Source organism: Kribbella sindirgiensis, from assembly GCF_004331435.1.
Classification (GTDB): domain Bacteria; phylum Actinomycetota; class Actinomycetes; order Propionibacteriales; family Kribbellaceae; genus Kribbella; species Kribbella sindirgiensis.
In genome coordinates this window covers 529,971-547,752 of sequence record NZ_SJKA01000007.1, presented here as the reverse complement: position 1 = coordinate 547,752, position 17,782 = coordinate 529,971, and the positions used below count along the sequence as shown (strand labels likewise).

The following is a 17,782-nucleotide window of genomic DNA, read 5'->3' as shown; positions in this document are numbered from 1 at the left end:
TCGTTACGGGCGTCAGGAGGCCGGGACTTCGCGCTTCTCCTTGATCTTCGCCGCCTTACCGCGCAGTTCGCGCAGGTAGTACAGCTTGGCGCGGCGGACGTCGCCGCGGGTCACGACCTCGATCTTCTCGACGATCGGGGTGTGCAGCGGGAAGGTCCGCTCGACGCCGACGCCGAAGCTGACCTTACGGACCGTGAAGGTCTCCTGAAGGCCACCGCCCTGGCGGCGGATCACGACACCCTGGAAGACCTGGACGCGGGACCGGTTGCCCTCGACGACCTTGACGTGCACCTTGACGGTGTCACCGGGGCGGAAGGCGGGGATGTCGTCACGCTTGCTCGCGTTGTCGAGCTCGTTCAGGACGTTGCTCATCAGGTGTCTCTTCCTCGCGCGTGCCACAGGTCACCCACGAAATGTCGATGGTGAGAGTCATCAAAAGGCTGCCGGTCGGTGGTCACCCCCTGTGGCAGGAGCACCGAAGGGCAGCAACAGACAATCTTGCCACACGCCCTGCACGGTGACGAAATCCGGTGCCGTCGACCGCGCAGGGTGATCACTTGCGGCGTCTGCGTTTGCCGAGCAGGACCAGGTCGACCTTCGGCGTCTGGGCCTCCCGGCTGAGCTCCCGGTAGCCCGCTTTCCGGTACAGCGCGAGGTTGCGCTCGCTCCGACCGCCCGTGGTCAGCGCGTACGACGTGACCTCGGCGGGGGCGATCTGCTCCGCGGCACGGAGCAGGCGGGTACCGAGCCCGCGGCCCTGCCAGTCCGGGGCCACGATCAGGCGTTCGATCAGTCCTACCGCGTCGTCGACGACGAGCTGGACCGATCCGACGATGCGGGTGCCGGCGACGGCCTTCAAGACGATCCCCCGCTGCAGGCGGGCGGCAGTCGCGGCCGGGTCGTCCATCAGCGGCGGGATCGAGTACTCGTCGTAGAACTGCGCCTCGGACAGGAAGGCCGCCAGTTGCAGTACGTGGATCTCTCCCGCGTCAGCAGCCGTTGCGGGCAGCAGGCGGACCCCAGAGGTGGCGTCGTCCTTCTGAGCGACCACATCGCCCCACGCGGCCAGGAGGTCCGGCCGGCGTTCCGCGGTACGCCGTACCGACTCGTCGTGGCGCCAGTCGGCGATCAGGGCGTGGTTTCCGGACAGCAGGACCTCAGGTACGTCGTACCCGCGCCAGCTCGGCGGCTTCGTGTAGACCGGGTACTCGAGCAGGCCGTCGCCCGAGTGGGACTCCTCCGCGAGCGACTCCGGGTTACCGATCACCCCGGGCAGCAGGCGAGCCACCGCCTCGACCATCACGAGTACGGCGACCTCACCGCCGTTCAGCACGTAGTCGCCGATGGACACCTCGTCGACGCGCATCCGCTCACCGGCGTACGACGCCACACGCGCGTCGATGCCTTCGTACCGGCCGCACGCGAACGCCAGCCACGGCTCCGCGGCCAGCTCGTACGCCAGCGCCTGGGTGAAAGGGCGGCCGGCAGGCGAAGGAACGATCAGCCGCGGCTGAGTGGGACCGTCCACGGGGGCGACCGCGTCGAGCGCCTGCCCCCAGGGCTCCGGCTTCATCACCATGCCCGCTCCCCCGCCGTACGGGGTGTCGTCGACGGTCCGGTGGCGGTCGTGGGTCCACTCGCGCAGGTCGTGCAGGTGGATGTCCAGCAGCCCGCTCTTGGCCGCCTTCCCGACCAGGGAGACGTCGAGGGCAGCCAGGTACTCCGGGAAGATCGTGACGACGTCCAGCCGCATGTCAGTCCCCCGGCTCGGTCTGGACCACCTCTGCGCCCTCGGGGTCGAGCAGGCCGGGGCGGTCCGCCACGACGACGTACCGCTTGTCGATGTCGATCTCCGGGACCAGCTCCTCGACCATCGGGACCAGCACGAGGTTGCCCGCGGTACGCCGGATCTCCAGGAGGTCCTGCGACGGCAGGTGCACGACGTCGGTCACCTCGCCGACCTCGGCGCCCTCGGTGGTGCGGACCGCGAGACCGATCAGGTCGCGGTCGTAGAACTCCTCCGGGTCCTCCGGACGCTCGTCCTCGGCCACCTCGCACTGCACGAACAGGTTGCGCAGCTGCTCCGCCGCGGTCCGGTCCGGCACCTCGGCGAACTTCACCAGCAGCTTCCCGCTGTGCCAGCGGCTCGAGGCGATGGTCAGGGTCCGGGACACCTTGGCATCGGTCACGACGGTCGCTCCGTCCGCGAACCGGCGGTCCGGCTCGTCGGTGCGCACGTCGATGCCGACCTCGCCCTTGATCCCGTGCGCGCGGCCGATCCGCCCGACAGTCACCAACACCTGCATAACTCCTTTGTACTTGAGGGCACGCGGACGGGTGACGCCGCGCAGCAGGCACCACCCGTCCGCGTGCCCTCTTAAGTCGAAGGGCCGCACCCCAGAGTCCGGGTGCGGCCCTTCGAGAGGACTGCTGAGCTCAGCGGCGCGGGCGCCGGTTGAACTCGTCGACGAAGTCGATGCGCAGCGAGGACTCGGAACTGAGGGCGCCGACGACGGTGCGGATCGCGGTGGCGGTGCGGCCGTTGCGGCCGATCACCTTGCCGATGTCGTCGGGGTGGACGTGCACCTCGAGGGTGCGGCCACGCCGCAGGTTCCGGGCCCGGACGCTGACGTCGTCGGGGTTGTCCACGATGCCTCGGACCAGGTGCTCGAGCGCCTCGGTCTCCATCATCGTCAGGCCTCGGTGGTCTCGGCCTTGGCCTCTTCGGCCTTCGGCTCGTCCGCCTTGACCTCGTCGGCCTTCGCCTCGTCAGCCTTGGGAGCCTCGGCGGCGTCGTCCTTCTTCTCAGCCTTCTTGGCCGTCTTCTTGGCGGTGACGGCCTCGGTCTTCAGCGAGCCGTGGGCCTCGGCCAGCGCCTCGTTGAAGATCTCCTGCTTGTCCCGCTTCGGCTCGGCCACCCGCAGCGGCGCCGGGGCGTCCAGGCCCTTGAACTTCTGCCAGTCGCCGGAGGCCTTGAAGATCGCCTCGACGGCCTCGCTCGGCTGCGCGCCGACGCCCAGCCAGTACTGCGCCCGCTCCGACTCGACGCGGATGAACGACGGCTCGGTCTTCGGGTTGTAGATCCCGATCTCCTCGATCGCCCGGCCGTCCCGCTTGGTGCGGGCGTCCATGACGACGATGCGGTAGTGCGGGGTGCGCTTCTTGCCGATGCGCTTCAAACGGATCTTGACTGCCACTTTCGGGTGGTCTCCCTTGGAATTACAGACTGGGTGAGCAGCACAGCGTCGTGGGGACAACGGAGTGTGACTCGATGGGCCGGCCGGGCGGTGGAGTTAGAGGGCTGCACGAACCAGGACGGACTCAGCAGGCCATTGTGCCAGATTCGGCACCGCTCGGACCAATCGGCGTCACGGGCGCAGGTAGGCGAGGTTCGGGAACTGATCCACGTAGGTGTCCAGCAGGTTCCGGGCCACGGTCACCGAGTCGACGAGCGGATGGTTGGCGAACGCCTTCAGCGCGGCCGAGCGGGAGGCCGCAGTGGCGGCTTCGATGGTGGAGCGCTCGACGGCCTTCACTGAGCAGATCAGGCCGGCCTGGTGGTCCGTGAGCTGGGACACGGTCACCGGGAGCGCCCCGTTGGCGTCCACGGTGCACGGGATCTCCACCACGGCGTCGTCGTCGAGGTGGCGCAGTACGCCGCGGTTGCGGACGTTGAGGATCAACGAGGCCCGCTCGTTGTGTGCGATCGCCCGCATCAGCGACAGCGCGACCTGCTCGTACCCGCCGGCGGCCATGTCGCGCTCGTCCCGCTCTCCCGCGTCCGCGACCTCACGGCTCTCCACCATGTACGTCGACTCGCGCTCGGCCCGGGTCTTCTGCCACAGCTCGAGCGCCTGCTCGGGGTGCTGCCCTGTCTCGGCGTAGAACGCGGACTGCTGCTCCAGCAGGAACGTGCCACGCGTCTGCTGCACCCCCTGTACGGCGACCAGCGTCTCGCGCGCGAAGTAGTAGTAGTGCAGGTACTCGTTCGGAATCGAGCCCAGCGACCGCAGCCAGTCCACACCGAACAACCGGCCCTCCTCGAACGAGGCCAGCGCGTCAGCCGACTGCAGCAGGTCCGGCAACCGGTCCACGCCGCCGGACCGCAGCCCCCGCAACCAGCCGAGGTGGTTCAAGCCGGCGTAGTCGTAGAACGCGCTGGACGGGTCCACTCCGAGTGCCAGCGCCGCCCGGCGTCCCAGACCGGACGGGGAGTCGCAGATGCCGATCACGCGGTCGCCGAGGTACGGAATCATCGCCTCGGTCACCATGCCGGCCGGGTTGGTGAAGTTGATGGTCCACGCTTCCGGAGCGACCGCCGCGATCCGCTGAGCGATCTGTACGGCGACCGGCAGCGTCCGCAGCCCGTAGGCGATGCCACCGGCGCCGACCGTCTCCTGACCGAGTACGCCGAGGTCCAGCGCGACGCGCTCGTCCACGGTGCGCCCCTCGAGCCCGCCGACCCGGATGGCCGAGAAGACGAAGTCGGCACCCCGCAAAGCCTCGTCGAGGTCCGTAGTCGCAGTGACGACAGGTGGGTCGAGAGGAGCGCCGGAAGCCTGCTGTTGGAGGACTGCCGCGATTGCTGAGAGCCGAGAGCGGTCGGTGTCGTAGAGGACCACCGAGGTGATGCGGCCGGGGCCTCGGTCGCCCAGTAGGGCGTGGTAGACGAGCGGTACCCGGAAGCCGCCCCCGCCCAGGATCGTCAGCTTCACGCGAGAACCACCTCTACTCCTGCTTCGGTCAGTTGGGCACGGGTTGCCGGGTCGGAGTCGGGCTCGGTGACGACCATGGAGAGCTCTCCCGGCTCGCACACCCGGGCGACACCGTGCCCCGGGAACTTGGTCCGGTCGGCGAGGAGAACCACCCGCTCGGCGGCGTTGATCATCGCCCGCTTGACCGGCACCTCGATCATCGTGCTGTCCATGACGCGGCCGTCCGGACGGACCCCGCTGGTCCCCAGGAACAGCCAGTCGACGTGGATCTGCCGCAGGCTCTCCTCGGTCAGGTAGCCGACCAGCGACCGGTAACTGCGCCGCACGAACCCACCCAGCACGATCAGCTCGATCTGCTCGTCGTACTGCAGCTCCTCCAGTACGGCGAGGTTGCTGGTCACCACGGTCAACGACCGCCCGTGCAGGTGCTGTGCGACCCGGAGCGCCGTCGTACCGATGTCCAGCAGCACGGACTCGCCGTCGGTGACCAGCTCGGCCGCACGACGCGCGATGCGGTCCTTCTCCTCGGCGTGGACGGCGTTGACGTCGGCGAACGGCTCGTCACCGCCGTCGACCGCGAGCGCACCGCCGTACACCCGGGTCAGGCGACCCTCGGCGTGCAGCTGCTCGAGGTCGCGCCGGATGGTGGCCTCGCTGACACCGAGCTTCCTGGCCAGCACCTTGACGCCCCCGGCCCCGTCGGCCCGGAGCGCGCGGACGATCTGATCTTGACGCTGCTTCGGCAACACAGGCAGACCGTATCACGCAAACTCCGTCACTTTCAGTCAAATTAGTGATCAGGTATTGCGGATCCTGCGCACCCGCTCTTAAATTCGTGAACGAGTTTGATCGAGACTGCAGGAGTGTGGCGCAGCATGCATGAACTGGACGTGGTCGTGTCCGGTCTGGTCTTCCAGGACCTGGTGCTCGGCCTGCCCACTGCGCCCCGCCCCGGCACCGAGGTCTGGGCCACCGAGTCCCACGAGAGCCCGGGCGGCATCGCGAACTTCGCGGTCGCACTCGCCCGGCTCGGGCTGCGGACCGGCATGGCCGCAGCCTTCGGGGCAGACGCGGACGGCGACCGGGTCTGGACGTACCTGACCGCCGAAGGCATCGATCTGACACTCTCCCGAAGACTCGCCGGCTGGCAGACCCCTCTCACGGTGGCCCTTGCCTACGACAACGACAGGGCACTGGTCACCCGGGGCACCTCTCCCCTGCTGTCGGCCGACGAGCTGATCACCACGCCGCCGGCTGCTCGAGCCGTCGCCGCCCACATCGGATCCTGGCCGAACGAGTGGCTGGCGAGGGCGAAGGCGGCCGGCAGCGTGGTGTTCGCAGACGTCGGCTGGGACCCGACCGAGCAGTGGGACCCGGCAGTGCTCGACCAGCTCCAGCACTGCGACGTGTTCCTGCCGAACGCGGACGAAGCCATGCACTACACGCGGACGGACTCACCAGAGCAGGCCATGCGCCGGTTGGCGGAGCAGGTGCCGCTGGTGGTCGTGTCCAACGGCGCAGCGGGCGCCACGGCACTCGACGCGAGTACTGGCGAGCAGGTCGTCGTACCCGCGTATGCGGTTCCGGCGGCGGACACCACCGGGGCGGGTGATGTGTTCGCCGCCGGTTTCATCGCCGCCACGCTCTGGGAGCTGCCGCTGGCGCAGCGGGTGCGGTTCGCAGCACTCGCCGCAGCGCTCTCCGTCACCCGGCTGGGCGGTGCGGACGCCGCACCGCGCTGGGCCGACCTCGTGGCCTGGCAGGCCCTGCTCGACACGGGGCATCCCGAAGACCACCACCTCCAGGCGCTGATCAGCGCGCACTCATGGGCACACTCAGGAAGGTAGAACCATGGAGCTCTCACGTCGGACATTGCTCGGGGGCTTCGCAGCCGTAGCGGGCGGGTCGCTGGTCGGCTGCTCGTCAGGCATGGACAGCGGCACGTCCACCAAGAAGAACGTCGCCACCGAACTCACCATGTGGTGCTGGCCCGGCGGTCTCGGCAAGTCGGTGCTCGACGACACGATCGCGCATTTCCCGGACCCGAAGATCAAGTACTCCGAGATCGGCGGCGACTTCAAGCAGAAGCTGATCACCACATTCAACGGCGGTACGTCGATCCCGGACATCACCGGCCTGAAGGGCGAGGACATCGCCTCGCTGCTGCCCCAGGCCGAACGGTTCGTGGACCTGAAGACGGTCGGCGCGGACTCGATCCTCGGCGACTACCTGGAGTGGAAGGTCAACCAGGCCACCACGCTGGACGGCAAGGTCATCGGCCTGCCGATCGACGTCGGCCCCACCGCGCTGTTCTACCGCGAGGACGTCTTCGCCGCGGCCGGGCTGCCGAGCGACCCCGCGAAGGTGGCCGAGCAGCTGAAGACCTGGGACGACTTCTTCGCCGCCGGTGTCCAGCTGAAGGCGAAGAACCCGAAGGCGCTGCTGGTCTGGGACGCCACCGACCTCTACGACATGGTCGTCGGCCAGGGCACCGAGCGGTACATCTCCAAGGACAACAAGTTCATCGGCGACCAGGACCACATCCGCAAGGCCTGGGACACCTCGGTCAAGGCGATGACGATGAAGATCGACGGCAAGACGCCGAGCGGCTCCCCGGACTGGAACGCCGGACTCGACCAGGGCACGGTGCCCGCGCACATCGGCGCCGCCTGGGTCGCACTGGACATCAAGTCCGCGGTGAAGAAGACCGCCGGCAAGTGGCGGCTCGCGCCGACCCCGGGCGGTGCGGCGAACTTCGGCGGCTCGTTCCTCGCGATCACCAAGAACGCGGCCGATCCGCAGAAGGCGTTCGACGTGATCAAGTACATGCTCAGCCCCGACAACGAGGCCAAGGCGTTCGCCGACGCGCAGATCTTCCCGTCGACGCCGGCGTCGTACGACAAGCCGCAGCTCAAGGCGGCCGACACGTTCTTCGGCGGCCAGGTCCCGATCGACGTCTTCGGCCCGGCCGCGAAGGAGATCCCGGTCGCGTACCAGAGCCCGTTCGACGACTCGGTGGCCGCGCCGTTCCACGACGAGCTGAAGACCGTGCAGACCGGCGCCAAGACCTCGGACGCGGCCTGGTCGGCCGCCGTCTCGAAGGCGAAGGCGATCGCCAAGCGCCAGGGAGTGCAGTGACCCAGGTAACGGCGATGCGGACGACGCCGCTGACCGGAGCATCGACCGGTCAGCGGCGGCGGGTCTGGTCGTACTGGCGGTTCTACCTGGCGCTGTCGCCGTTCTACGTCCTGTTCGCGGTGTTCGGGCTGTACCCGATGCTGTCCACGATCGTGCTGGCGTTCCAGCGCTGGGACGGTCTGAGCGCCCGCAGGTTCACCGGCCTGGACAACTTCGCGTTCCTGGTCAAGGACCCGACGTTCTGGCAGTCGCTGGAGAACACCGTCGTCCTGTTCCTGATGTCGACGATCCCGACCCTGGTGCTCGCGCTGCTGCTGGCGGTGATGCTGCAGTCGGCGGTCCGGTTCACCAACGTCTACCGGATCGCGTACTTCATCCCGAACGTCACGTCGCTGGTCGCGATGGCGATCTTCTTCAGCTCGATCTTCAGCACGAACTTCGGGCTGGTGAACGCCGCGCTGCGATCGCTCGGCATCCCGCAGCAGGACTGGCTCGGGCAGCCGTGGGGGATCAAGATCGCGATCTCGACGATGATCGTGTGGCAGTGGGTCGGGTACAACACGCTGATCTACCTGGCCGGCCTGCAGGCGATCCCGAAGGACCAGTACGAGGCCGCCAAGGTGGACGGGGCGGGAGCGGTCCGGACCTTCTTCTCGATCACGTTGCCGCAGCTGCGTCCCGTCGTACTGTTCACCGTCGTCATGTCGACGATCGGCGGACTGCAGACGTTCACCGAGCCGCAGGTGATGGTCGGCAACAGCGGCGGCACCGGGCAGAGCGGGATGACGGTCGTGCTGTTCTTCTACCGGGCCGCGTTCCTGGACAACGACTACGGGTACGCCGCGGCGATCGCGCTGAGCATCTTCGCGCTCGTGCTGTTGTTCACGGCCATCAACTGGCGGATCTTCCGCGGACGGGGTGAGGACAGATGACGCGGTACCGGCTGCGCGGGCTCGCGCTGCACGGGGCGCTCGTGCTGGCGCTGCTGGTGTTCATGTTCCCGTTCGTGTGGACGATCCTGATGGCGTCGAACACGACCGCGGACATCTACCGGTTCCCGCCCAAGCTGACCTTCGGCGGGCACTTCGGTGAGAACGTCCGGCACGTGCTCGAGAACGTCGCGTTCTTCCAGTCGATGGCCAACACCGCGGTCGTGGCGATCTCGACCACGCTGCTGGTGCTGTTCTTCGACTCGCTGGCGGCGTTCACGTTCGCCAAGTTCCGGTTCCCGGGGCGGAACGCGTTGTTCGTGATCCTGCTCGCGACGATGCTGCTGCCGGCGCAACTGGCCGCCGTACCGCAGTTCCAGACGATGGCGATCCTCGGCTGGGTCGGCTCGCTGAAGGCGCTGATCATCCCCGGCGCGGCGAACGCGTTCGGCATCTTCTGGATGCGGCAGTACTTCCAGAACTCGATCCACGACGAGCTGATCGAGGCCGCGACGCTGGACGGCTGCGGCTTCTTCGGAACGTACTGGCACGTCGCGCTGCCGTCGGCGCGGCCGGCGCTGGCCTTCCTCGGCATCTTCACGTTCGTCGGTTCCTGGAACGACTACATGTGGCCGCTGATCGTGCTGACCAACCCGGACCACTTGACCCTGCAGGTCGCGCTCTCGACCCTGAACCGGTCGCACGGCGTCGACTACAGCATGGTGATGACCGGCGCCTTGATGGCGATGGTGCCGCTGGTGATCGTCTTCGCGATCTTCGCCCGCCAGTTCATCAAGGGCGCGACGGAAGGCGCAGTACGCGGCTGAGCACAGCGGCGATCACGAGCGCGTTGCCGACCATCGCGGCGATGAACACAGCCGGTGCACCACCTTCGGTCATGGCAGGGATCGTCGCGATGATGCCGACGACCGCGTACGTCGTCGTGGCGGCCGTGAGCCAGGTACGCGCCCTGCCGTGCACAGCGGCCAACGCGAGCCAGGTGAGTGCGACGGCGACGAACGGCTCCAGCACGGCAAGTCTCGTGACCGTGAAGAAGGAGACGCCGCTGGAGTTCTGGATCAGCGCGCTGACCAGCAAGAGCACGCCGCCCATGCCCGCCAGGATCGCCGGCACCCGAGGGACCGGCCAGCGCGGCCATCGACCGGGCCACAGCACGAGCAGCAGTACGGCGGCCATCGCGGCGGCGATCGCACCGGTCAGCAGCCACGCCGTCGTCTCGTCGGTCCAGATGCCGAACAACTTCGTGCTCTCGTCGGACGAGATCCCACCGACGAGGATCAGCAGGCTGTCCTCGAGCAGCGCGGCGAGGCATCCTGCCAGGACCCCGAGGGCGACGGGACCTGACCACCGAGCAGCCAGACCCAGGAGCAGGGCGGCGAACGACGAGACGATCACCGGATCCCCCGAACTCCGGTACACGTACCAGCCGGTGCTGTCCGCGTCCGACCAGATCTTGCGCGACGCAGCCTCCCCGGGCCAGTTCAGGTAGACGAGCACAACCGCACCGGCGACCAGTACGACGACCACCCACCACGGAACGCGGGACGGCGGCTCGGTGGGCACCTCGTCTGCCGGTTCGATGGTGGGCGGCTCGGCCAGCGGCGGCGGTTGTTCGGCTTCGGGTTCGGGGGGCGGTGGCGGCGGCTCCGTGTCCGTGTCCGTGTCCGGCAGGGTCACGCGGACCGGAACGGTAAGCTCGCCGACCGGGCCGCTGACGGTCACTGACGCCTGGTCCTCGCGAGGTTCGTCGGCGCGGACCGTGACGATCGCGCCGTCCTGCTCGACCTTCAGCCAGGGAGCGCTCGCCGACGCCGCGGCCGTCAAGGCGATCGGCGGTCCCTCCAGCCGGAGCTCGGCCACTGCCCCGGTGAGCAGGATCTCCGGCGGCGTGACGACGAGTTCGGCCGCCGCGATCGCGTTCGTCGCCGCTTCGGAGACCCGGCGGCTGTCGTCGTCCAGCATCCGGTGCAGGGCCTGCCAGGCGGCGTACGCCTGGCCGAGGTCATCACCGAACAGCCTTTCGCGCAGGTAGTCGACGACCCCGAACCTTGCCGCCGGCAACGGGCTCTCCATGGCCTGGGTCAGCTCGGGCGCCAGCGGCGTGGGTGTGATCCGCCGTACCCGGCTCCGCGCGATCAGCAGCTCGCCCTGTGAGCCGAACGTCCACATCTGCGGGTTCTGGTTGGGCGTCACGCGGTGCACGCGATCCGTCACGTAGCCGACCAGTTCGGTCAGTCCGACCCACCCGTCCCCGTCCCGGTCCGCCTCGCCGGTCGTCAGCCCGTCGACGACCGCACCGGTGAACACCGAGGGCGCCGGCGTCGCGTCCGTTGCCAACTGACCGCCCTCGAACGCGTACTCCATGGCACTCGACGCCGTCACCACCACGCGGCCGCGGCCGCCACCGACATCGGCTTGGCCGGCGAACGCGTCCCGGACCTGCGCCTCACCGGCCGCGCGCACCACCATGCCGCGGGGGAACGCACCGCCGTAGCAACAGTCCAGGAACAGCGCGATCCGCTGCGCCCGGCTGTCCGCCATCTGCCGATTGACGAAGTCCGCCGCCACCGCGGTGGACGCGAGCCTGGTCGGCTTCGTGTCCGCGACCGCCAGGAACAGCTCCCCCGCCGCGTTCTTCAAGCCGTGGCAGGAGAAATGCAGGAGCAACAGGTCCTCCGGCCGCCGGTCCGCGAAGAAGTCCTCGACCGCGAAGCGGATCTCCTGCGCCGAAGCGTTCCGCAGTACCTGCACCGTGAAGCCGCCGACCGAAGGATCCGCGAGTACGTCGGCCAGCGCCGCCGCGTCCTGTGCCGGTGCGACGAGTCGCGTCAGGCCGGGGTCGTCGTACTGGTCGTTCGCGACGACGAGCGCGGCGCGGGTCTCGGCCATGTCACACGTCCGCCCCGGCGTGCCGTCGTACGAACGCATCGACCAGCTGCTGCTGTACGGCGTCGGTGGTGCGGGTCAGCTCGATCACATCGCCGTCGATCGTGAGCTTCACCGTCCGGCCGTCGCCCGTCCGGAGCAGCCACTCGCGCACCACCGCGACGACCGAGCCGAGCATCTGGAGACCCGGGGCCAGCGAAACACTCAGTACGCCGGCGAGCGCGGCGAGCCCGCCTCGGGTGCCTTCCGGTGCGTCTCCCTCGCGGTACGGCTCGACTCCGTCGACGTCGAGACCCAGCAACTCCTGCCGTAGCAGCAGGCCAGCTCCTCGAGCCGAGCGTCGTCCGCCCCTTCCTCCGCGATGCCCACCAGTACGTCGTCGCCCATGGCCGATTCCCCCCACGTGCCCCCAGGCCGTGCCGATTCCACGATCCTCCTGCGGCGTCGCGGCGACAAGATGCGCGGCCAGCTAGCATTCGGGAACTGGAACAGGCAGCGGTACGTCGGAGGGGCAACATGGTAGGCAAGCGGGGGCGGGTGATCGGCCGGATCGCACCCGGGATCGTCGGCGAAGTGATGTTGCCGGTCCGGGGTGCCACCGAGGCCTTCTACGCTTACCCGGCGACCGACGAGGTGCTCGAGGTGGGGACGCAGGTTGTCGTCGTCGACTTCGACCCGCCCCGCACCGTGTACGTCGCTCGCGCCATCTAATTGACGTTCCCTTGGAGGGGAAATGCTCTGGACGTACCTGATCATCGCGGCCGTCGCGATGGTCGTTCTTCTGATCCTGTTCCGGATGGTCTGGCGGGTGGCGGAGCCGAACGAGGCGCTGATCATCTCCGGCCTCGGCGCGCACTCGAGCACCGACCAGGTCAACGAGACGCTCGGTTTCAAGATCGTCGTCGGCCGCGGCACCGCGGTGCTGCCAGGTTTTCAGACCGTACGGCGGCTGCCGCTGGACATCCGCGCGACGCCGCTGACCGTGACCTGCGTGTCCAGCCAGGGCATCCCGCTGCACATCAAGGGCGTCACGGCGTACAAGGTCGGTGACGACTACGGCTCGATCGCGAACGCCGCCCGGCGGTTCCTGGAGCAGAGCGACGAGCAGGTGATGGGCACCATCCACGAGCTGTTCGCGGGTCACCTGCGGGCGATCGTCGGCTCCACCACGGTCGAGGAGATGCTGCACGACCGGGAGACGCTGACCACCAACATCCGCGGCTCGCTGGCCGGGGACATGGAGAAGCTCGGCCTGGTCGTCGACTCGCTCCAGATCCAGGAGATCGACGACGAGTCGGGCTACATCCGCAACCTCGGCCGTCCGCAGGCGGCGGCCGTCGAGGCCGCCGCCCGGATCGCGCAGGCCGAGCGGGACAAGGAGGCGACCGAGCGCGAGCAGGCCGCCGCCGCCCAGAAGGCCGCGGCCGTCCGGCAGAGCTCGATCGCCCAGGCCGGCTACCAGGCCGAGGTCGACCAGGCGAACTCGAAGGCGTCGCAGTCCGGTCCGCTGGCCGAGGCACTGGCCCGCCAGGAGGTCGTCGTCGCCGAGACGGAGACCGCGAAGCTGAACGCGTCGCTGGCCGAGAAGCAGCTGGAGTCGACGGTCCTGAAGCCGGCCGACGCCGAGGCGTACAAGCAGCGCACGCTGGCCGCGGCCGCCCGGGACGCGCAGATCGCGGCCGCCGAGGCGAACGCCCGGGAGGTCCAGCTCCGCGGTGAGGCGCAGGCGAAGGCCACCGAGCTGACCGGTAAGGCCGAGGCGTCCGCCGTCCAGGCCAAGGCGATGGCCGAGGCGGCCGGTATCAAGGCGCGCGCGGAGGCGCTGGCCACCAACACCGAGGCGGTCGTCGCGCAGCAGCTGGCCGAGGCCTACCCGGAGATCGTCACCGCCGCGGCGAGCTCGTTCGACAAGGTCGGCAACATGGTCGTGCTGAACGGTGCCCAGGGCATCGAGGACACGCTGGTGAAGACCATCACGATGGGCGGTTCCGGCTTCGCGCTGGCCAAGCAGCTCATCGATTCGCTGGCCACGAAGAAGGACGAAGCCCCGAAACTGGAGCCGGTTCCGGACGAGTCCGCCTGACCAGCTGCGCGGACAATTAACTACAGACGCAAACCGTTGAAGGTTGCTGCTTGACGGCTGACACTGAGCAGCATGCCGCCCAGAAGGATTCTCGCAGTACTCGCCGCGCTCCTGCTCGGCGTCGCCACCCTGGTGGCGATGCCGACGCAGGCGCAGGCCGCGCCGAACTTCAAGGCCCCGTTCCCGTGTGGCCAACGCTGGACCTACAGTCACCACTCCGGTGAGGTCCGCCGCGCTCTCGACTTCATCCGCGCCGACGGCGGGACGACGAACGGTACGCCGGTCCTCGCGTCCGCCGGTGGTACGGCGTACCGCTTCTCGCAACCGAGCGGTGCCGGCAACTACATCGCCATCGAGCACGGCGGCGGCTGGAAGACGTACTACTTCCACCTGTCCGCCTACTCCGTGGCCAACGGCCAGCAGGTCTCGCAGGGCCAGCAGATCGGTGTCACCGGTAGTACCGGCAACTCCTCCGGTCCGCACATCCACTACGAGCAGCTGCTCAACGGTGTCGGTCAGAACATCGTGATCAACGGGTCAGGGCTCGCCTACCCGGGCTCGTACGGCTCCTACTTCCTCACCAGCGACAACGGCTGCTCCGGCCCGGGCAAGAACTACATGACCTGGGGCTCCGGCGTGAACGTCCGCTCCGACGCGCACCTGAGCTCGCCGGTCGTGACCACCCTGGGCGGACCGACCTCGGTGTGGGTGCTCTGCCAGAAGCAGGGCGACACCGTGAACGCCGAGGGCTACACCAACAACTGGTGGTCGAAGCTGCGGGACCAGAACGGCTTCATCAGCAACATCTACATCGACGATCCGAACGCCCAGCTCCCCGGCGTACCGATCTGCTGAACCTGTGGGATCCCCTTGTGCGCAAGGGGATCCCACAGTCCGTCAAGCAGTGTGCAGGGTCAGACCGTACGCCTGCAGGATCTCGTTGACCGGCTGGAACCACGTCTCGCCGCCGCTGCTGCAGTTGCCCCAGCCACCGGAGGTCACGCCCTGCGCCTGGTCACCGGTGATGAACGACCCACCGGAGTCGCCGCCCTCGGCACAGACGCTGGTCTTGGTGGCGCCGTAGAACAGCTGACCGTTGCCGTAGTTCACCGTCTCGTTCTTGGCCAGGATCGACCCGCAGTGCCAGTGGGTCGTCGACCCGCTCCGGCACACCGACGAGCCGATCGGCGCCTCCCACGACCCGCGGACGAGCTGGTCGCTCACCTGTCCCCAGCCGAGCACGACCGGTACGGTCCACCAGCCGTAGCCCGTGCCGACCCAGGCGTAGTCGTTGCCCGGGAACGACCAGCCCCGGAACGAGCCCTGGTCCGAGCCGTCCCAGCCGCGCACGATGCCGCTCCGGCCACAGTGGCCGGCCGTGACGTACCCGCCGTACACCGAGAAGCCGATCGAGCAGCGGATGTTGCTGACGTAGTACGGGTCACCGCCGACGGTGCCGGCCGCGAACGTACGTGGCGCCTGCGCTGCGACCTCCTTGACCGTGACCGTGCCGGCCTTCGCGACCTTGGCGACGAACGCGTCGACGGCCTGGGAACGCTTGCCCGCTTGGACGTTGATGACCACGCTGCCGCTCTTGGCGTCGGTGGACCAGCCACTCACCGCAGCCGGCACGGCCTTGCCCGCCAGCTTGTCGACCGCTGACTTCTGTTTGTCGAGCGTCGCAGCCGCAACCGGTACGGCGGCCACTCGCGCTCCTGTGGCGCGTACCGCGGCCGCACGCGCAGAGCCGACCACGCCGACGACCAGCTTCTGCGTGGCCGCGTCGTACCAGGCTCCGCCGAACGCGGCGCCGGCCGCCTTCTGGGCCGCGGGCAACAGCTTGGCCGCCGAGGTCTCGGCCGCCAGGCGTAGCTGCATCTGCTGCTCGGTCAGCCCGAAGTCACGTTGCATGGCAGCCGATTGGCCGGGCACGGCCAGCGGGTCTGGGGCTGCCAACGCCTGTGCGGGCACAGTCAGGACAGCCGCCGTGAGTACGGCGGCCAGTAGGACCTTCATCGGAACTCTCCTCACCTAGGGGCGGTTCGGTGGATGAGAGCGCTCTCAGGTCTGAGAGTGGCCTACGTTGTCAGGCGCGTCAAGAGCTCAGAGTCCGAGGTACGCGAGAACCGCGAGGACACGGCGGTGGCCGGAGTCGGTCGGCGGCAGGTCGAGCTTGAGGAACACGTTGCCGACATGCTTGTGCACCGCACCGTCCGAGATCACCAGCTTCTCCCCGATCGCCGCGTTGCCGAGGCCTTCGGCCATCAGTGCGAGTACTTCGCGCTCGCGCGGCGTGAGGCGGTCCAGCGGGCTGCTCCGCTTCACCATCAGCTGGCTGACCACCTCCGGGTCCAGCACAGTCCCTCCGCCCGCAACCCGGCGTACTGCTTCCAGGAACTCGTCGACGCGGGACACCCGGTCCTTCAGGAGGTAGCCGACCCCTTCGCTGCCGGCCGCCAGCAGTTCGGCGGCGTACACCTCCTCGACGTACTGCGAGAACACCAGCACCGGAAGCCCTGGGCGAACACGGCGCGCCTCGATCGCCGCCCGCAGGCCCTCGTCGGTGAAGGTCGGTGGCAGCCGTACGTCGACCACCGCGATGTCCACCGGGTGCTCGTCGATCGCCTTGGCGAACTCGTCCGCGTCGGTGGCGACGGCGGCGACCCGGAAGCCGGAGTTGTCGAGCAGCAGGCTCAGGCCCTCCGCGAGGATCGGGTTGTCCTCGAGGATGATCACCCGCACGGAAGGATCACCTCGACGGTGGTCGGCCCGCCGATCGGACTGTTCAGCTCCATGTGACCGTCGATCGCCTGCACTCGGTGGAGCATGCCATGCAGGCCACTCCCCCGGCCCAGCAGGTCGGACTGCTCGCTGACTCGCGCTCCACCGATCCCGTCGTCCGTGACCGCCAGGTAGAGCTCAGGACCACGCCGCTCGAGCTGTATGTCGACATGTCCCGCGGCACTGTGTTTGGTGATGTTGGTGAGGGACTCCGCGACGACGAAGTACGCAGCGGCCTCGACTGCGGCCGGGACCTCGCCCAGCGCACCGACGCGGAGCTCAACCGGCAGCGGGCAGCGCGCAGCCAGTGCGGAGACCGCTCCGGCCAGACCGCGGTCCGCCAGGATCGGCGGGTACATGGTCCGGAGTACGCCGCGTAGCTCGGTCATGGCCTGCTCTGCACCGTCACGGGCGTCGTCCAGCAGCTTGGCCGCCTTCTCCGGGTCGTCAGCCATCATCTGCTTGGCAACGCCGATCCGCATCGCCAACGACACCAGCTGCGCCTGGGTACCGTCGTGCAGGTCTCGCTCGATACGGCGCAGCTCAGCGCCGTGTGAGTCGACAGCACCGGCCCTGCTCTTGGTGAGCTCCTCGACGCGCTGCTCGAGCAACTGCTCCTGACTCGGAGCAAGCAGCTTCAACGCCGTTCTGGCGTGTCCACGAGCCAGAGCGGGCGCCACGCGGCCCAGGAACCACAGACTGACGCCGACCTGGAGTGGACCGAGTGTGAGCGCCTCGAGCCAGCTGTCGACGTCCAGACCCATCAAGCTGAAGTTGCCGGGGTCAGCCCACCACAGCAGCATGCTGAGCACCGCGGCGGGCGCACCGACCACAGCGATGACCGCCACGAACAGCTCCGGGATCATCGCCACCGGCATCAGCAGGCAGCGCAGGCTCCGCTTGAAGGACTTGTCCCGGAACAACGTCATGACATCTCCCGGCTGCCGTGGCAGTGCCGGCGGCAGTTCCTCGGCCTGCGGCAGGCCGAGGAACTTCGCTGCGCGGCACCGCTCGCTGTTCGCGAGTCGCACCAGACCGCCGGTAAAGGCGGGGATCAGCCAGCCGAGCAGCAGGGCGTTGGGCAGCGCCAGCAAGAGCAGCAGCGACCGCACGTACCGGATCGCCAGGTACCCACTGGCCCGGCCGCCGCGCGCAAGGATCTTGGTCATGCCTCAATCCTCCGCCAGGCAGCCGAACCCGTCGGTACAGCAGGCTCTACCTTTCCTCCT

General features: G+C 68.6%; 19 protein-coding genes and 1 pseudogene. 7 read left to right on the top strand and 13 right to left on the bottom strand.

All coding sequences use genetic code 11. From position 1 onward, the window contains the following. Positions 1–12 precede the first annotated feature (12 nt). The 8 genes and pseudogenes from rplS to E0H50_RS23130 all read right to left on the bottom strand — a co-directional run bounded on the left by rplS (position 13) and on the right by E0H50_RS23130 (position 5,464). On the bottom strand, positions 13–372 hold the full coding sequence (rplS, locus tag E0H50_RS23160) for a 50S ribosomal protein L19 (RefSeq protein WP_131291903.1): 360 nt from the start codon (positions 370–372) through the stop codon (positions 13–15). Between the two features lie 181 nt (positions 373–553). Next, positions 554–907 carry a GNAT family N-acetyltransferase gene (locus tag E0H50_RS43890; protein WP_238151164.1) on the bottom strand — a complete coding sequence of 118 codons (354 nt, stop codon included), beginning with the start codon at positions 905–907 and terminating at the stop codon, positions 554–556. A 147-nt stretch (positions 908–1,054) separates the two neighbouring features. After that, positions 1,055–1,753, bottom strand: a pseudogene (gene trmD, locus E0H50_RS43885) (tRNA (guanosine(37)-N1)-methyltransferase TrmD); the annotation flags it as partial. A 1-nt stretch (position 1,754) separates the two neighbouring features. Beyond that, positions 1,755–2,300: a ribosome maturation factor RimM gene (gene rimM / locus E0H50_RS23150; protein WP_131292055.1), complete on the bottom strand. Its 546-nt coding sequence runs from the start codon at positions 2,298–2,300 to the stop codon at positions 1,755–1,757. A 136-nt stretch (positions 2,301–2,436) separates the two neighbouring features. After that, the gene (locus tag E0H50_RS23145) at positions 2,437–2,688 is read right to left on the bottom strand and encodes an RNA-binding protein (protein ID WP_131292053.1); all 252 of its coding nucleotides are present in this window, start codon (positions 2,686–2,688) and stop codon (positions 2,437–2,439) included. A gap of 5 nt (positions 2,689–2,693) precedes the next feature. Further along, positions 2,694–3,197, bottom strand: a complete 504-nt coding sequence (gene rpsP, locus E0H50_RS23140; RefSeq protein WP_131291899.1) for a 30S ribosomal protein S16 — start codon at positions 3,195–3,197, stop codon at positions 2,694–2,696. A gap of 171 nt (positions 3,198–3,368) precedes the next feature. Further along, a complete protein-coding gene (locus E0H50_RS23135; RefSeq protein WP_131291897.1) occupies positions 3,369–4,715 on the bottom strand; it encodes a 6-phospho-beta-glucosidase in 1,347 nt (448 codons plus the stop codon). Beyond that, positions 4,712–5,464, bottom strand: coding sequence for a DeoR/GlpR family DNA-binding transcription regulator (locus tag E0H50_RS23130; RefSeq protein ID WP_131291895.1), 753 nt, complete (start codon positions 5,462–5,464; stop codon positions 4,712–4,714). Before E0H50_RS23130 ends, E0H50_RS23135 begins: the two co-directional genes overlap by 4 nt. Positions 5,465–5,590: 126 nt before the next feature. Between E0H50_RS23130 and E0H50_RS23125 the strand changes: the two genes are divergently transcribed. From E0H50_RS23125 to E0H50_RS23110, 4 genes are read left to right on the top strand one after another with little or no spacing between them, the layout of a single operon-like run. Then, positions 5,591–6,562 carry a carbohydrate kinase family protein gene (locus E0H50_RS23125; RefSeq protein ID WP_131291893.1) on the top strand — a complete coding sequence of 324 codons (972 nt, stop codon included), beginning with the start codon at positions 5,591–5,593 and terminating at the stop codon, positions 6,560–6,562. A gap of 4 nt (positions 6,563–6,566) precedes the next feature. Further along, positions 6,567–7,853, top strand: coding sequence for an ABC transporter substrate-binding protein (locus tag E0H50_RS23120; protein ID WP_131291891.1), 1,287 nt, complete (start codon positions 6,567–6,569; stop codon positions 7,851–7,853). Between the two features lie 14 nt (positions 7,854–7,867). After that, positions 7,868–8,785 carry a carbohydrate ABC transporter permease gene (locus E0H50_RS23115; RefSeq protein WP_131292052.1) on the top strand — a complete coding sequence of 306 codons (918 nt, stop codon included), beginning with the start codon at positions 7,868–7,870 and terminating at the stop codon, positions 8,783–8,785. After that, positions 8,782–9,609: a carbohydrate ABC transporter permease gene (locus tag E0H50_RS23110; protein ID WP_131291889.1), complete on the top strand. Its 828-nt coding sequence runs from the start codon at positions 8,782–8,784 to the stop codon at positions 9,607–9,609. The genes E0H50_RS23115 and E0H50_RS23110 overlap by 4 nt, the downstream gene beginning before the upstream one ends. On the opposite strand, the gene E0H50_RS44230 is transcribed toward E0H50_RS23110, so the two are convergent. Both E0H50_RS44230 and E0H50_RS23100 read right to left on the bottom strand, forming a co-directional pair. Continuing rightward, on the bottom strand, positions 9,575–11,731 hold the full coding sequence (locus tag E0H50_RS44230) for a caspase family protein (protein WP_131291888.1): 2,157 nt from the start codon (positions 11,729–11,731) through the stop codon (positions 9,575–9,577). The genes E0H50_RS23110 and E0H50_RS44230 overlap by 35 nt on opposite strands. Beyond that, on the bottom strand, positions 11,694–11,990 hold the full coding sequence (locus tag E0H50_RS23100) for a hypothetical protein (protein WP_131291886.1): 297 nt from the start codon (positions 11,988–11,990) through the stop codon (positions 11,694–11,696). Before E0H50_RS23100 ends, E0H50_RS44230 begins: the two co-directional genes overlap by 38 nt. Before the next feature lie 215 nt (positions 11,991–12,205). Between E0H50_RS23100 and E0H50_RS23095 the strand changes: the two genes are divergently transcribed. The 3 genes from E0H50_RS23095 (at position 12,206) to E0H50_RS23085 (ending at position 14,627) form a co-directional block, all read left to right on the top strand. Continuing rightward, positions 12,206–12,400, top strand: a complete 195-nt coding sequence (locus tag E0H50_RS23095) for a hypothetical protein (RefSeq protein WP_130387656.1) — start codon at positions 12,206–12,208, stop codon at positions 12,398–12,400. Between the two features lie 22 nt (positions 12,401–12,422). After that, positions 12,423–13,772 carry a flotillin family protein gene (locus tag E0H50_RS23090; protein ID WP_131291884.1) on the top strand — a complete coding sequence of 450 codons (1,350 nt, stop codon included), beginning with the start codon at positions 12,423–12,425 and terminating at the stop codon, positions 13,770–13,772. A gap of 72 nt (positions 13,773–13,844) precedes the next feature. Then, positions 13,845–14,627, top strand: coding sequence for a peptidoglycan DD-metalloendopeptidase family protein (locus E0H50_RS23085; protein WP_131291882.1), 783 nt, complete (start codon positions 13,845–13,847; stop codon positions 14,625–14,627). Between the two features lie 42 nt (positions 14,628–14,669). Here the strand turns inward: E0H50_RS23085 and E0H50_RS23080 are convergent, their stop codons facing one another. From E0H50_RS23080 to E0H50_RS23070, 3 genes are all read right to left on the bottom strand, one after another. Next, complete coding sequence (locus E0H50_RS23080) at positions 14,670–15,788, bottom strand: S1 family peptidase (protein WP_131291879.1); 1,119 nt, start codon at positions 15,786–15,788, stop codon at positions 14,670–14,672. A gap of 87 nt (positions 15,789–15,875) precedes the next feature. Then, positions 15,876–16,514 carry a response regulator transcription factor gene (locus E0H50_RS23075; protein WP_131291877.1) on the bottom strand — a complete coding sequence of 213 codons (639 nt, stop codon included), beginning with the start codon at positions 16,512–16,514 and terminating at the stop codon, positions 15,876–15,878. Then, the gene (locus E0H50_RS23070) at positions 16,505–17,722 is read right to left on the bottom strand and encodes a sensor histidine kinase (RefSeq protein ID WP_131291875.1); all 1,218 of its coding nucleotides are present in this window, start codon (positions 17,720–17,722) and stop codon (positions 16,505–16,507) included. Before E0H50_RS23070 ends, E0H50_RS23075 begins: the two co-directional genes overlap by 10 nt. Positions 17,723–17,782: the final 60 nt, after the last annotated feature.